The organism is Methylobacterium sp. WL1 (assembly GCF_008000895.1).
Taxonomy (GTDB): domain Bacteria; phylum Pseudomonadota; class Alphaproteobacteria; order Rhizobiales; family Beijerinckiaceae; genus Methylobacterium.
This window is the reverse complement of the sequence record NZ_CP042823.1, coordinates 3,205,133-3,218,642: the sequence shown is the minus strand read 5'-3', so window position 1 is coordinate 3,218,642 and position 13,510 is coordinate 3,205,133. Positions and strand designations below refer to the sequence as shown.

The following is a 13,510-nucleotide window of genomic DNA, read 5'->3' as shown; positions in this document are numbered from 1 at the left end:
GTGTATTCGCGGCGTGTCACGTTGCGCCCGGGCGTCCGCTCCTGCATTCCTGCCCCTCTGGGGTGGAGGGATGTGCGATGCCGGCGAGTCGGGTCACGGTGGTCGATCACCCCCTGGTGCAGCACAAGCTCACCTATCTGCGGGACAAGAACCGCTCGACAAAGGGGTTTCGCCAGCTGCTGAACGAGATCGGCATGCTGCTCGCCTACGAGGTGACGCGGGACCTGCCGCTGGAACCCGTCACGATCGAGACGCCGATCCAGCCGATGGAGGGCCGCCAGATCCAGGGCAAGAAATTGGTTTTCGCGCCCATCCTGCGGGCGGGTGTCGGTTTCCTCGACGGGATGCTGTCGCTGGTGCCCTCGGCCCGGGTCGCCCATGTCGGGCTGTACCGCGATCCCGAGACGCTGGAGGCGGTCGAGTATTACTTCAAGGCCCCGTCCGATCTCGCCGACCGAACCGTGCTGGTGCTCGACCCGATGCTCGCCACCGCGAATTCCGCCATCGCGGCGCTCGACCGGTTGAAGGCCCGCGGAGCTTCGGACCTACGCTTCGTCTGCCTGTTGGCCGCCCCGGAGGGTCTGGCGAAGTTCCAGGCCGCGCATCCCGACGTCCCGATCTGGACGGCTGCGATCGACAGCCATCTGAACGACCATGGCTACATCGTGCCGGGCCTGGGCGATGCAGGGGACCGGATGTACGGCACCCGCTGACCGAACAGCCCCCCGGCTGGGCCAATTCTATCGATCAGTCCGCCGGTGTTTCGCACATTGGTCGGATGCACATTGTATTCATCACGCCGAATGCTACAAAAATCGTCCGATCCCCGATGCGGCGCCAAAAGCCGCACGGCCCGGAGGAGGAATCAGCATGGCGATGGATCGCAGCGTGACGAGCCGGGCGGTGGCCCTGCTGGCGGCAGCCGGGTTGTTGGCCGCGGGTGAGGCCCGGGCGGCGGACCCGATCAAGATCGGGGTGATCGCGGAGGCGCAATCGGTGGTCGGGGCCTCGATCCCCCAGGCCGTCCAGCTCGCCGCCGACGAGATCAACGCGAAGGGCGGCATCGACGGGCGCCAGATCCAGGTGGTCTCCTACGACGACAAGAGTTCGGCCTCCGACGCCGTCCGGGCGTTCCAGCGGGCGGTCTCCGAGGACAAGGCCCACGTCGTTATCGCCAGCTACATCTCCGAAGTCGTGCTGGCGTTGATGCCCTGGGCGGCCCGGCTCAAGACCCCGATGATCACCCCGGGCGCCGCCTCCAACGAGATCAGCCTGGCGGTCCACAAGGATTACGCCCGCAACAAGTACACCTTCCACGGTTATCTCACCTCGGCGGCTCTCGCCCAGTCGATCTGCGATTCGACCAAGGACATGCTCCTCGACCTGATGAAGGTGAAGACCGCCGCGATCATGAGCGAGGACGCGGCCTGGACCCGTCCGCTCGACGCGGGCTACGAGAAATGCCTGCCCGAGATCGGCGTGAAGGTGGTCGATCACATCCGGTTCTCGCCGGATACCGGCGATTTCACGCCGATCTACAACAAGATCGAGGCCGGCAAGCCGGACCTGATCGTCACCGGCATCTCGCATGTCGGCGTGCAGCCGACCGTGCAGTGGCGCAACCAGCAGGTGCCGTTGGCCATGACCGGCATGAATTCGCAGGCGACCTCCTCGACCTTCTGGGCCAACACCAACGGGGCGACCCAGGGCGTGATCTTCCAGAGCATCGCGGTGCCGGGCGCCGCGATCACCGACAAGTCGCTGGCCTTTAGCGAGGCCTTCAAGAAGCGCTTCGGAAGCGATCCGTCCTATGCCGGCTACATGGCCTACGATCAGGTCTATTACACCGCCGACGCGGTGAAGCGGGCCGGCTCCACCGAGGCCGACAAGCTGGTCGAAGCCCTGGAGAAGACCGACTGGGTCGGCACGGTGGGCCGGACGCAGTTCTACGGCAAGGACGACCCCTTCACGCACTCGATCAAGTACGGGCCGGGCTTCGTCACCGGGCTGATGGCGCAGTGGCAGGACGGCAAGCAGGTCGCGATCTGGCCGACGAGCCTCGCGCAGGGCAAGATCGTTCTGCCCCCGGCCGTGAAGGCGGCGGCGCGATAGTCTGCCGGCTCCACAAGGGGCGGCTTGCCAAGCGCGCCCGTTGCCGCAAGTACAGCCTGACCGCGTCTCCCGGGGCGCGGCCGGGAATACGTACGCGTTGAGGATGCTTCGATGGCTAGCACCGCCCTGCCCGAGACCATGCGCCGGATCCATTTCACGGGACCGGGCGGGCCGGAGGTGCTCGCCGTGGAGACTGCGCCGCTGCCGCGCCCCGGGCCGGGCCAAGTCCTGATCGAGGTGGTGGCCGCCGGCGTGAATCGCCCGGACGTCATGCAGCGGGCCGGCCTGTATCCGCCGCCGCCCGGCGCCACCGAGATTCCGGGCCTCGAAGTCGCCGGCCGTGTCGTGGCTTTGGGTGAGGGGGTCGACGGTCTCGCCATCGGCGACGAGGTCTGCGCCCTCGTGATCAGCGGCGGCTACGCGGAGTTCGCGGTCGCCGAGGCCGCCCATTGCCTGCCTCGCCCCAAGGCTCTCTCGCTCGTCGACGCGGCCGGGCTGCCGGAGACCTTCTTCACGGTCTATTCGAACGTGGTCCAACGCGGCCGACTCGCCAAGGGCGAGAGCTTCCTGGTGCATGGCGGGTCGAGCGGCATCGGCGCCACGGCGATCCAGATGGCCAAGCATCTCGGTGCCCGGGTGTTTGCCACCGCGGGCTCGGCCGAGAAATGCCGCTTCTGCGAGGATCTCGGAGCCGATGCCGCCATCGACTACAAGCAGGCCGACTTCGCCGAGGAGATCAAGCGCCTTACCGATGGGCGCGGCGTCGACGTCATCCTCGACATGATCGGCGCGAGCTACCTCGCTCGCAACATCAAGTCACTGGCCCCTGACGGCCGCCTGGTGATGATCGCCCTCATGGGCGGCTACAAGGTGGACGGCCTGAACATCACCCCGATCATGCGCAACCGGCTGACCTTCACGGGCTCGACCCTGCGGCCGCGCCCGAAGGCCGACAAGGCAGCGATCGCCGAGGGCCTGCGCAAGGATGTCTGGCCGGAGCTCGAGGCGGGGCGGATCCGTTCGGTCACGCACGCCTCCTTCCCGCTGGAACAGGCCCAGAGAGCCCACGCGCTGATGGAATCGAGCGCGCATCTCGGCAAGATCCTGCTCACCACCGGTCGCTAACCGGCGCGCCCGACAGGAACCCGCCTCGACGGCGCCGCGTTGGCGGCCGGTAACGAGATCGTGTCGCGCGCGTCGCGTCCGGGTGGGGAGGGTGTGAAAATGGTGGAGAAACTGAACCAGCAGGAAAGCCGGCAGGGCCAGCGCGGCAAGCCCGTCCTGTGGGTCCTGGTCGGCAGCCTCGTTCTTCTGGCGATCGCGACGGTCGGCCTGCTGACCTGGAACGGCGCCAACTCCCCGAAGGATTATGCCAGCCAGAGCCAGGATGCGTCCCGGCGTGAGGTGACCGGCTCGGTCAACGGTCAGTCCGGCAGCGCCACGCCGTCGAACAGCACCGCGGTCCCGGGCGGCAACCCATCCTACCCGCAGCCGGCCCAGCCGAACGCAAACGGCGGCACGGCGAAGTAAGGTTCTTGATTCGGGGCGGCGCCGGGCGCCGTCCCGTGTGGCGTTCGCTGCGACACGACGTTCAGCGCGTCGGGATCGGGGTCGGCCCACGATAGTCGTAGAAACCGCGCTTGGCCTTGCGACCCAGCCAACCGGCCTCGACATACTTCACCAGAAGCGGGCAGGGCCGATACTTGGAGTCGGCCAGGCCTTCATAGAGCACCTGCATCACGGACAGACAGGTATCCAGCCCGATGAAGTCGGCCAGCTGCAGCGGCCCCATCGGGTGGTTCGCGCCGAGCTTCATGGCGGTGTCGATCGACTCGACCGACCCAACGCCTTCGTAGAGCGTGTAGATCGCCTCGTTGATCATCGGCAGCAGGATGCGGTTGACGATGAAGGCCGGGAAATCCTCCGACATCGTCGAGATCTTGCCGAGCTTGGCGATGAACGCCTTGGCCGACTCGTAGGTGGAATCCTCCGTGGCGATGCCGCGGATCAGCTCGACGAGCTGCATCACCGGCACCGGGTTCATGAAGTGGATGCCGATGAACCGCTCCGGGCGGTCGGTCGCCGCGGCCAGCCGGGTGATCGAGATCGACGACGTGTTGGTCGCCACGATCGCATCCGGGCGCAGGGACGCGCAGAGGGTCGAGAAGATCTCTCGCTTGGTCGCCTCGTTCTCCGTGGCGGCCTCGATCACGAGGTCGGCAGGGCCGAGGTCGGCGAAGCCGGGCGCCGGCTTGATGCGCGACCGGATCTCCCGGCTTTCAAACTCTTCGATCGTGCCCTTGGACACGAGCCGCGACAGACCCGCGTCGATCGACGACAGGCCGTTCTCGAGACGGTTCGGGTCGCGGTCGTTCAGCAGGACATCGAGACCGGCGGTAGCGCAGACCTGCGCGATGCCGCTGCCCATCTGGCCCGCGCCGATGATGCCGACCCGCTTGATCTCCATGTCCATCTGTCGACCTGTGCCCCCGTACGGACGTTGCTGCGCGCCTGCCCGAGGGGGTGGACCGCGCCAACGCCGCGGCCCGTGCGAATACGGGCCGTCCCTGACTTCTAGACCATTCTCGTTCGCAGAAGGAACCCGTCGACAGGCGCGTTGCGACAATGCTCGCCCGGTGAACCTCGCCGGGCGAGCGCGACCGTTACTGCCCCTTTGCCTTGCCGATCTCCGCCTGGAAGTCCGGTACAACCTGGAATAGGTCACCGACCAATCCGTAATCCGCCACTTGGAAGATCGGCGCATCTTCGTCCTTGTTGATCGCGACGATGACCTTCGAATCCTTCATGCCGGCAAGGTGCTGGATCGCCCCTGAGATGCCGACAGCGACGTAGAGATCCGGCGCCACGACCTTGCCGGTCTGGCCGACCTGCCAGTCGTTCGGCGCGTAGCCGGCATCGACCGCCGCGCGCGAGGCGCCGACAGCGGCGCCCAGGGCATCCGCCAGGGGCTCGATCAACGCGTGGAATTTCTCGGACGATCCGAGCGAGCGGCCGCCCGACACGATGATCCGGGCCGAGGCCAGTTCCGGCCGGTCGGACTTGGCGATCTCCTCGCCCTTGAAGGTGGAGCCACCGGACGCGGGCGCCGCCGCGGAAACGGCTTCGACGGTGGCGGCCGCGCCGCCCTGTTCCGCCGCCTTGAACGCCGCGGTGCGCACCGTGATCACAGTCTTGCCGGCGGGGATCTGGACGGTCTGGATAGCGTTGCCCGCGTAGATCGGGCGCTCGAACGTATCGGGCGAGATCACCTTGATGATGTCCGAGACCTGCGCGACATCGAGCAGGGCGGCCACCCGCGGCAGCACGTTCTTACCCGTCGTCGAAGCCGACGCGATGATGATGTCGTAGGGTCCCGCAATCGATGCGATCAGCGCGCCGAGCGGCTCGGCGAGGTCGTGGTCGTAGATGCCGTCCTCGGCGTTCAGCACCTTCTCGACGCCGTCGAGCTTGGCTGCCGCCTCCGCGACCGCCTTCGAGCCGGCGCCCAGCACGAGGGCGTGGACCGGCGCACCGATATCCTTGGCGGCGGTCAGCGCCTTCAGGGTGCCGTCCTTGATCTGGCCGTTGCCGTGCTCGACGAAGAGGAGTGCCGTCATGGTCGTCTGGTGCCCTTGGAGGTGATGGCGCGCCGCTCGACCGGGACGGGAGCGGCGCGAGCGAGTTAGATCACGCCGGCTTCGACCTTGAGCTTCTGGACGAGCTCGGCGGCCGAGCCGACCTTGACGCCGGCGGAGCGCCCCGGCGGCTCGGCGGTCTTGAGCACCTTGAGCCGCGGGGTCACATCGACGCCGAGCGCTTCGGGGCTCAGCTCCTCGAGCGGCTTCTTCTTGGCCTTCATGATGTTCGGCAGCGACGCGTAGCGCGGCTCGTTGAGGCGCAGATCGGTGGTGACGATCGCCGGGAGCTTGAGCGTCACGGTCTGCAGGCCGCCATCGACCTCGCGGGTCACGTCGAGGCTGCCCTCAGAAGCCTCGATCTTGTACGCGAAGGTGCCCTGCGGCCAGCCGAGCAGCGCGCCGAGCATCTGGCCGGTCTGGTTCGAATCGTCGTCGATCGCCTGCTTGCCCAGGATCACGAGCTGCGGCGTCTCTGTCTCGACCACGGCCTTCAGGAGCTTGGCCACCGCCAGCGGCTCGCAGTTCACGTCGGTCTTGACCAGGATGGCCCGGTCGGCGCCCATCGCGAGTGCGGTGCGCAGGGTCTCTTGCGCCTGCTGCGGGCCGATCGACACAGCCACGATCTCGGTGACGGTGCCCTTCTCCTTCAAGCGGATCGCCTCTTCGACGGCGATCTCGTCGAAGGGGTTCATCGACATCTTGACGTTGGCGAGTTCGACCCCGGAGCCATCGGCTTTCACGCGGATCTTGACGTTGTAGTCCACCACCCTCTTGACGGGCACCAGCACCTTCATGGCGGTCTCGATCCTTCCCCGTGGATTCTTGTTGCCGGACCCGCCAGGCCTTCAAGCGTTCGACGCACGGGGACGGCGGGTCCGCAAAGCGGGCGGACCGTAACGGCCACATTTCGGCCTTGTCAACGCGAGGCGGTAAAAGCTCCTGCCTGGCTGGACTGGTCTTCGCGGCCGCGACGACCCGTTCCGATTCGCCTCAGCGATTGGCGCCCGGCACCCAGAGCACGTCGTCGACCCCATCCGCGTTCGCGGTACGGCTCGCCACGAACAGGAAGTCCGAAAGGCGATTGAGATACTGAACCGCCTCGGGCGAGACGATCTCGCCGTCGCGGTCGGCGAGGCTCACTGCCAGGCGCTCGGCACGCCGGCACACGGTGCGGGCGAGATGAAGCGCCGCCGAGGCCGGCGACCCGCCAGGGAGCACGAAGGATTTCAGCGGTGCGATCGACGCGTTGAGGGCGTCGATGTCGCGCTCCAGCCGCTCGACCTGGCTGGCGACGATTCGCAGTGGCTCGTAGGGCAGGGGCTCCGGGCTGGGCGGGGTCGCAAGGTCGGCGCCCAGATCGAACAGGTCGTTCTGGATCGCCCCGAGCATCCCGTCGAGGGCGCCCTGCGTGTGCAGACGGACCATCCCGATGCAGGCATTGGTCTCGTCGACCGTGCCGTAGGTCTCGACCCTCAGGTTCGCTTTAGATCGGCGCTGCCCATCGGCCAGGGCGGTGGTGCCCTTGTCGCCGGTGCGTGTGTAGATCCGGTTGAGCTTGACCAAGGGACCTGCGCCTCACAACGGATTGCGAACCCGGCGAGTTCGCGACTCGTAGGGCCTAGAGCCCTTCAGGCGGTCGCGCAATTGGTGCCGTTATCAGAACGTGTAGCCGATCTTGCCGCCGAAATTGGTCAGGCCGCGGTTGTTCGCGCACAGGCCGGCGTTCGACATGTGCTCGACCGTCGCCATGACGCTCCAATGCTCGGTCAGGCGATAGCCCAGAGCCGCCGCCTCGCGGAACATCGGCGAGCAGCCGAGCGTGTTGAAGCCGTAGGGCGTCTGCGCCTTCGGCCCAGTATAGCCGTTATGGGCGACGCCGCCGAAGAAGCCGTCGAGGAAGACGCGTCGACCCAGGGTCTCGGGGAAGATGTCGACGGTCCAGGTCGCACCGAGATACGCGTAGCTGGTCCGGCCGCCCGTGTTGTAGCTGCCGCCCACCGTCGGACGCGGCACGAAGGCCTGCCAGAACGGGTCGGCGCTCACCTGCGGCTTGGCGAACAGGATCTCGCCGTTGACGTTGGCCTTGCTGAACCCTGGAAGCTTGCCCTCGGCGCTGCCCGGATCCTGCACGGCGCCGCCGATGCGCACCTCCGAGACGATGCTCAGCGGCTGGGCCGGGGCCGCATAGGCCGCAGGCAAGGGCGGCGCGTCAGCCGCGGAGGCTGGCAGGATGGCCGCACCGATGATGAGGCTGACGACGCAGGTGCGGAGGGCGGCAATCATGGGGCTCGGCCGGTTGGGCAAGGCGGTCTGTCTCTACCGAGCGTAGCACGGCGCCTTGGGACGCCGGCGGCCAATTCATCCTGGACCCCCGCGAAAGGTGCGCGGTGCGGCGACATGGACACAGTGAGACGGCGGCCCGGACGGCGGCTGCCGGATCCGGAGACGGCGTTCAGGCCGAGCGCCACCAGACGACACCCATGATGACCAGGATCGCCACGAACTGCAGCAGAACGCGCAAGCGCATCAGCTTCTGAGAGACATTGGCGCTGCCGCCCCGCATCATGTTGGCAAGGCCGAACAGCAGGACCACGGCAACCGCCGCGCAGGCGACGAAGACGAGCAGATTGGACGACATGACGGGATGAATCCGAACCCGACGGGCGCCGGGATCCGGCGCGCCGCCGCTTGACGAGAGGCATTCGGCTCGCTCGGCCGACAAGAAGCCGGTCCGGCGAGCCGATCACGAGACTGCAGCGAAGGCCGGCTAACCGCGGGAAGCCGGACTTCGCTGTCAATTACGCCGGAGCAGGCGCTCGAAATAGTCGAGCTCCTCCCGCGGCCTAGTGGGATCGCCGAGCTTGCGCCGCAGCTCTTCCATGATGCGGCGCGTCCGCTGGACAGCCGATTCGTCGGCGGTCGGCACGCGAACCCGGCCGTCGCTCATGTCGCGACCTTTGGTCGGCCGGCCGAGCGGGTCGTCGTCGCGAGCGCCGGCCTGGCCCTGCTGACCAGGCTGCTGGCCGCCTTCCTGCTGACCTTCGCCCTGGCCCTCGGCCATTTCCTGCATCTGCTGCGCCATGCCTTCCGCGCCCTTCTTCAGGCCTTCTAGCGCGCGACTCTGAGCATCCACGGCTTCGTCGGCATCGCCCTGCTTGAGAGCGTTCTCGGCCTCACGCATGGCGTCCTCCGCATCAGAGAGGCCCTGCTCGCCGCGCATGCCGTTCTCCTTCATGCGCTGCTCGAGATCCTCCAGGCGCTGCCGCAACGCCTGCTGCCGATCGCCGACATTGCCCTGATCGCCCTGGCCCTGCTTCTGACCCTGTTTTCCCTGTCCCTGCTGGCCTTGCTGACCCTGCTGCCCTGGACTCTGCTTACCCTGGCCCTGTTGCGGCTGCCCGCGGTTCGACGGCCGCTGCTGGCCGTTGCCCGGCTCCTGGCCATCTTTGAAGGTCTCGTCGCGCAGGCCCTGCTGCTCGCGTGCCATCGCGTCGAGGTCGCGCATCTGCTTCTGCATCTCGCGGCTGGCCTGATCGGATTGACCGCCCTTTTCCGCGGTCTGTAGGTTCTCGAGGATGTTGCGCAGCTGCTCCATCAGGCGTTGCGCCTCGGCGGTGTCGCCGCGCTTCATCGCCTCGGCCATGTCCTGGATCATCTTGTCGAGATCCTCGGGCGTGACCGTCTTCGATTGCTGGTTGTTCTGGCTCTTCTCGCCCGGATCGCGCGGCTGGCGGCTCTGCTTCTGCGCCATCTGCGAGAGGAACTTGTCGAGGGCCTGCTTGAGGTCCTGCGTGAGGCGCTTGATCTCATCGTCGGGGGCGTTGCGCTCGATCGCCTCCTTCAGCCGGTCCTGGGCCTGGCGCAGCTGCTTCTCGGCATCCGACAGGTCGCCGTCCTCGATCTTCAACGCCATCTCCCACAGGAGATCGGCGACCTCGATCAGGTCCGCATCGGACTTCGCCCGGCGCAGGCGCTCTGTCGCAGTCCGAAGGCCGAGGAAGACCGGCGGCTGCGGCGTGAACATGTCGGGGGCGACCAGGAGCGCGTCGAGGGCGCCCTGCACCCATAGACGGTCCGCATCCGGCGCGGTGACGAGGCGGAGGCGGTCCTCGGCAAGCGCCCGCGCCAAAGGATCGCGGAACTGCCGCGCCGGGAGCGTGATCTCGGCGGATGCCGTACGCCCCTCCTGGCCAGCCTCGTCCTTGACGACGATCTGATAGCGCACCCGGGCGCCGGACCATGGGCTATCTGTGAGATCGACCAGGGTCTTGGTGTCAGTCTCCCCGGAAGCATCGGCCGGCAACGCCAGGTTGATCCGTGGGACCGGGGCCAGCGAGCGGCCCGCCCTCAGCGGTTCGATCACGCCTTCCGCTGAGCTGATCCCGTAATCGTCCTTGGCGCGGTAGGTGAGGTTGAAGGTGCCGCGGCCGTTCACCTCCGGGCCGCCGACGGCCGTCACCTCGGGCGGCCGGTCCGGGATCGCGTCCACGGTCAGCTTCTGGCGACCGGCGGGCGTCACAATGACAAGTTCAGCCCCACCGACGATGCGGTAGCGCTCCTCGCGCAGGTCCGGCCGTTCCTCCTGACTGGGGATTGGCGTGAGCCCGGCATTCGGCGTCAGCGTGGTGTTCGTTGCGGCCTTTCCCTGACCGGCGATGCGCACGATCAATTGCGCGTTGATCGGTGCCCGCAGGTGTTGGTCGCTGCCGTCCATCGCGATCAGGAGCGGCGGCAGCCGGGTATAGAGCGGCGGATCGATCCAGCCGTCGACCCGGAAATTCGGCCCTTGAGCCACCGGCTCGTGCCAGTCGAACGCGGCTGCGACGCGCGCCCGCCATTCGGGTCCGGCCACGAACAGGCTGGCCACCGCGGCCACCACGATTCCAGCCCGCAGGGCATAGGGATCGCGTCGCGTCATGCCGGGGCGCGGCAAGCCGACCCGCAGGGCCGCGACCGCTTGTGCGGCCCTGCGCTGATGCAGTGCCCAAAGGGTCCGGCTGCCAGGATCCGCGGCGCCGACTGCCAGCGTATCCTGCGCAGCCGAGGCCGGTCCATGACGCAGGGCCGGATCGCGCGTGGCCGCCTCCCGGTCGAGCCGGGCCAGGGCCACCCGGCGATCGGGCCGCGCGAGATGCGCCAGCGGCAGCAGCGCGACGATCAGCAGGAGAGCCAGAATGGCGAGCCCGATCTGCCGCCAGAGCGGGTCGAGATCGAGCCAAAGACCGGCCCAGGACAGGGCGAGGAACAGCAATCCGACGCCGAGTCCGCGCCATAGCACCGGCCAAGCTTGCTCCCAGAGGGATGCCGCCCGGGCCTGGGCGACGAGCCGGTCGAGCCGCGCGGCGGCCGCTTGTCCCGTCCCGGTGCCGGTCGTGCTGTCGAAGCCGTCCCTGTCGTTCACGCCGACCGTTCCGCCTCAATCGCGAGGATATATCGGAGGTGCCCGAGAGGATCTGGGTTCCGACACCAAGAGGCTAGCATGGTGGGCCGGGTCAGTCGGCGGGTCAAATCGGCGCGATGGTCTCAGAGCGTGGGCTACGTGGTCGCCTTGGTCGCCACCAGCATGTTGCCGCATGCCAGCTCTGAGAAGGCGTCCGGCGGAAGCGCATTCAGGAATTTCCACCACACGGGATCCTGCTGATCCATCGAGACCATGTCACTGACCGTCAGGCGCGAGAAATCGTGGCGGAGCTGCGGATCGATGAGGTGATGGGCGAAACGCCCGAGGATCCACTGGATCGTGTAGGCCGCCGTCTGGTGGGCGCCAGTATAGGCCATGTCCGTCTTGAACCCGTTGTCCTCGAACAGGCTGATCAATCCTTCGCGGGTCGCATTAAAATAATGAGACGGATAGCCGTGGACTGGCTGCAGAAACGGCCAATCGATGAAAACTTGACCGCCCGGCTTGAGCATCCGTGCGATCTCTTCGATCACGAGCCACGGCTTGCGCGTGTGCTCAAGAACCGCGAAACATCCGACTCCCGATAAAGTCCCCGATCGTATCGGATAAAGACAGTTCGGCTCGACGATCAAATCGGCAGAACGGGATGGATAGACCTCCAGGTAGAGGCAATTTTCGAAGGTGCGTTCGCGGTAGCCGCAGCCCAGATCGAGAAATAGCTCGTCGGGGCAAGCCCGAACCAAGTTCACGAACATTTCAACTTCGTGATTGGCGCTCTCACTCTCGTAATCACGTAAATCGAAATGTCGATCTGTCGTAAAAATCGGAAATGTCCTGTTCGGCTCCTGATCAAATGGCGCTTGTAGAGCGGACCTGAACCGCTCGTATTTTGCTGTGCGCAGGTCGCGCATGACCACACGTCCTTCTCTGAACGAGCCCCGCTGAGGCTCGAAGGACGTGGCTAATGAACAAAGGCTGCTTCAAGCTTGCGCTTAGATCAGCCTATCAGCCAACTTCAACGATTTCCGATTAAATTTGGCCTGCCGGGACGACGCCCGTCCGGCAGCTGCCGATCTTCAATTGTGCGCCTGGATGAAGTTGCGCACCTGCGGGTAGATCTGCGTTTCCCAGCGCTTTCCGGCAAAGACGCCATAATGGCCGACGCCGGCTTGAAGGTGGTGCGTCCGCATGTAGGGGGCGAGCCCGGTACAGAGGTCGTGCGCCGCCATGGTCTGACCCGGGGCGCAGATGTCGTCCCGCTCGCCTTCGACGGTCATCAGCGCGGTGCGCTTGATCGATCCCAAGTCGATCGGCTCGCCCCGGTATGTCAGCTCGTTCTTGGCGAGCGTATAGTCCTGGAACACAGTCTTGACCGTTTCCAGGTAAAACTCGGCCGCGAGGTCGAGGACGGCGAAATACTCGTCGTAGAAGGTCTCGATCGCCTCGGCCTTGGACTCCTCGCCGTTGGCCATGTGCCAGAACAGGTCGTTGTGGCCCTGCACGTGGCGCTTGGCGTTCATCGACATGAACGCCGAGACCTGCACGAAGCCCGGATAAACCTTTCGGCCGGCGCCCTTGTGACGCGACGGGACCGTGGCGATCAGGTTCTTCTCGAACCATGCGATCGGTTTCGAGGTCGCGAGTTCGTTCACCCCGGTCGGGTTGATCCGGCAATCCACCGGGCCGGCCATCAGCGTCATGCTGCGCGGGGCGGCCGCATCCTTCGCCTGCGCCATCGCGGCGGCGGCGACCAGCGCCTGCACAGTCGGCTGGCAGACCGCCACCACGTGCGATCCCTCGCCCATGACTTGGAGGAACTGGATCAGGTGCGCGACATACTCGTCGAAGCCGAACCGGCCAGCCGAGAGGGGGATGTCCCGGGCGTTGTGCCAGTCGGTGATGTAGACGTCGTGATCGGGCAGCATCACGCGCACGGTGGCGCGCAGCAGCGTCGCGAAGTGGCCCGACAGCGGCGCGACCAGCAGCACCTTGGGCTGCTCGGTGTGGATGTCCTTCTTGAAGTGCAGCAGCGTGCCGAACGGCGTGACCGTGACGGCTTCCTCGCTGACCGGCACGCTCCGGTTGCCGACGGTGACCGAATCGATCCCGTAGGCGGGCCGCGCGAAGGTCAGGCCCATCCGCATCATCATGCGCGCGTTGGCCGACATCCAACGGGCCGGCTCGCTCCATCGGATCCAGGGCGACCAGGCGTCGTTCAGCATCCGTCCCCAGGCCCGCGTCTGGGCGGCGAGGTCGGTCTGCAGGTCGAACGCGTCGTACATCATCGGGCGGGCACTCGCGGGCGCCCGGCCCGACACGCGGGCGATCGGGACGGCAAACTCGGGCGGATGCCGGGATG

The 13,510-nt window shown here is 66.8% G+C and carries 13 protein-coding genes; 4 read left to right on the top strand and 9 right to left on the bottom strand.

Annotated features, from left to right (window positions below):
* Positions 1 to 77: 77 nt before the first annotated feature.
* The 4 genes from upp (at position 78) to FVA80_RS15675 (ending at position 3,642) form a co-directional block, all read left to right on the top strand.
* Positions 78 to 713 carry a uracil phosphoribosyltransferase gene (upp, locus tag FVA80_RS15690; protein WP_147853118.1) on the top strand — a complete coding sequence of 212 codons (636 nt, stop codon included), beginning with the start codon at positions 78 to 80 and terminating at the stop codon, positions 711 to 713.
* A gap of 157 nt (positions 714 to 870) precedes the next feature.
* Complete coding sequence (locus tag FVA80_RS15685; RefSeq protein ID WP_147906839.1) at positions 871 to 2,112, top strand: ABC transporter substrate-binding protein; 1,242 nt, start codon at positions 871 to 873, stop codon at positions 2,110 to 2,112.
* A gap of 111 nt (positions 2,113 to 2,223) precedes the next feature.
* Positions 2,224 to 3,237: an NAD(P)H-quinone oxidoreductase gene (locus FVA80_RS15680; RefSeq protein ID WP_147906840.1), complete on the top strand. Its 1,014-nt coding sequence runs from the start codon at positions 2,224 to 2,226 to the stop codon at positions 3,235 to 3,237.
* Between the two features lie 99 nt (positions 3,238 to 3,336).
* Positions 3,337 to 3,642, top strand: coding sequence for a hypothetical protein (locus FVA80_RS15675; protein WP_147906841.1), 306 nt, complete (start codon positions 3,337 to 3,339; stop codon positions 3,640 to 3,642).
* A 61-nt stretch (positions 3,643 to 3,703) separates the two neighbouring features.
* Here FVA80_RS15675 and FVA80_RS15670 read toward each other — a convergent pair whose 3' ends face one another.
* From FVA80_RS15670 to phaZ, 9 genes are all read right to left on the bottom strand, one after another.
* Positions 3,704 to 4,585, bottom strand: a complete 882-nt coding sequence (locus FVA80_RS15670; protein ID WP_147906842.1) for a 3-hydroxybutyryl-CoA dehydrogenase — start codon at positions 4,583 to 4,585, stop codon at positions 3,704 to 3,706.
* A 190-nt stretch (positions 4,586 to 4,775) separates the two neighbouring features.
* A complete protein-coding gene (locus tag FVA80_RS15665) occupies positions 4,776 to 5,729 on the bottom strand; it encodes an FAD-binding protein (RefSeq protein ID WP_147906843.1) in 954 nt (317 codons plus the stop codon).
* A 65-nt stretch (positions 5,730 to 5,794) separates the two neighbouring features.
* The gene (locus tag FVA80_RS15660) at positions 5,795 to 6,544 is read right to left on the bottom strand and encodes an electron transfer flavoprotein subunit beta/FixA family protein (protein ID WP_147906844.1); all 750 of its coding nucleotides are present in this window, start codon (positions 6,542 to 6,544) and stop codon (positions 5,795 to 5,797) included.
* A 196-nt stretch (positions 6,545 to 6,740) separates the two neighbouring features.
* Positions 6,741 to 7,313, bottom strand: a complete 573-nt coding sequence (locus FVA80_RS15655; RefSeq protein WP_147906845.1) for a cob(I)yrinic acid a,c-diamide adenosyltransferase — start codon at positions 7,311 to 7,313, stop codon at positions 6,741 to 6,743.
* Positions 7,314 to 7,406: 93 nt separating this feature from the next.
* Positions 7,407 to 8,033, bottom strand: coding sequence for an acyloxyacyl hydrolase (locus tag FVA80_RS15650; RefSeq protein WP_147906846.1), 627 nt, complete (start codon positions 8,031 to 8,033; stop codon positions 7,407 to 7,409).
* A gap of 169 nt (positions 8,034 to 8,202) precedes the next feature.
* The gene (locus FVA80_RS15645; protein WP_147906847.1) at positions 8,203 to 8,388 is read right to left on the bottom strand and encodes a twin transmembrane helix small protein; all 186 of its coding nucleotides are present in this window, start codon (positions 8,386 to 8,388) and stop codon (positions 8,203 to 8,205) included.
* 156 nt (positions 8,389 to 8,544) lie between these two features.
* Complete coding sequence (locus FVA80_RS15640) at positions 8,545 to 11,151, bottom strand: TIGR02302 family protein (RefSeq protein ID WP_147906848.1); 2,607 nt, start codon at positions 11,149 to 11,151, stop codon at positions 8,545 to 8,547.
* Between the two features lie 134 nt (positions 11,152 to 11,285).
* A complete protein-coding gene (locus tag FVA80_RS15635) occupies positions 11,286 to 12,062 on the bottom strand; it encodes a methyltransferase domain-containing protein (protein WP_147906849.1) in 777 nt (258 codons plus the stop codon).
* Between the two features lie 165 nt (positions 12,063 to 12,227).
* Positions 12,228 to 13,436 (bottom strand): polyhydroxyalkanoate depolymerase, encoded by a 1,209-nt coding sequence (phaZ, locus tag FVA80_RS15630; protein ID WP_147906865.1) that lies wholly within the window; start codon positions 13,434 to 13,436, stop codon positions 12,228 to 12,230.
* Between the last annotated feature and the right edge of the window lie 74 nt (positions 13,437 to 13,510).

Coding starts and splice junctions, on each gene's coding strand:
- upp (WP_147853118.1), top strand. CDS start 78: ATGCCGGCGAGTCGGGTCACGGTGGTCGATCACCCCCTGGTGCAGCAC.
- FVA80_RS15685 (WP_147906839.1), top strand. CDS start 871: ATGGCGATGGATCGCAGCGTGACGAGCCGGGCGGTGGCCCTGCTGGCG.
- FVA80_RS15680 (WP_147906840.1), top strand. CDS start 2,224: ATGGCTAGCACCGCCCTGCCCGAGACCATGCGCCGGATCCATTTCACG.
- FVA80_RS15675 (WP_147906841.1), top strand. CDS start 3,337: ATGGTGGAGAAACTGAACCAGCAGGAAAGCCGGCAGGGCCAGCGCGGC.
- FVA80_RS15670 (WP_147906842.1), bottom strand. CDS start 4,585: ATGGACATGGAGATCAAGCGGGTCGGCATCATCGGCGCGGGCCAGATG.
- FVA80_RS15665 (WP_147906843.1), bottom strand. CDS start 5,729: ATGACGGCACTCCTCTTCGTCGAGCACGGCAACGGCCAGATCAAGGAC.
- FVA80_RS15660 (WP_147906844.1), bottom strand. CDS start 6,544: ATGAAGGTGCTGGTGCCCGTCAAGAGGGTGGTGGACTACAACGTCAAG.
- FVA80_RS15650 (WP_147906846.1), bottom strand. CDS start 8,033: ATGATTGCCGCCCTCCGCACCTGCGTCGTCAGCCTCATCATCGGTGCG.
- FVA80_RS15645 (WP_147906847.1), bottom strand. CDS start 8,388: ATGTCGTCCAATCTGCTCGTCTTCGTCGCCTGCGCGGCGGTTGCCGTG.
- FVA80_RS15635 (WP_147906849.1), bottom strand. CDS start 12,062: ATGCGCGACCTGCGCACAGCAAAATACGAGCGGTTCAGGTCCGCTCTA.
- phaZ (WP_147906865.1), bottom strand. CDS start 13,436: ATGATGTACGACGCGTTCGACCTGCAGACCGACCTCGCCGCCCAGACG.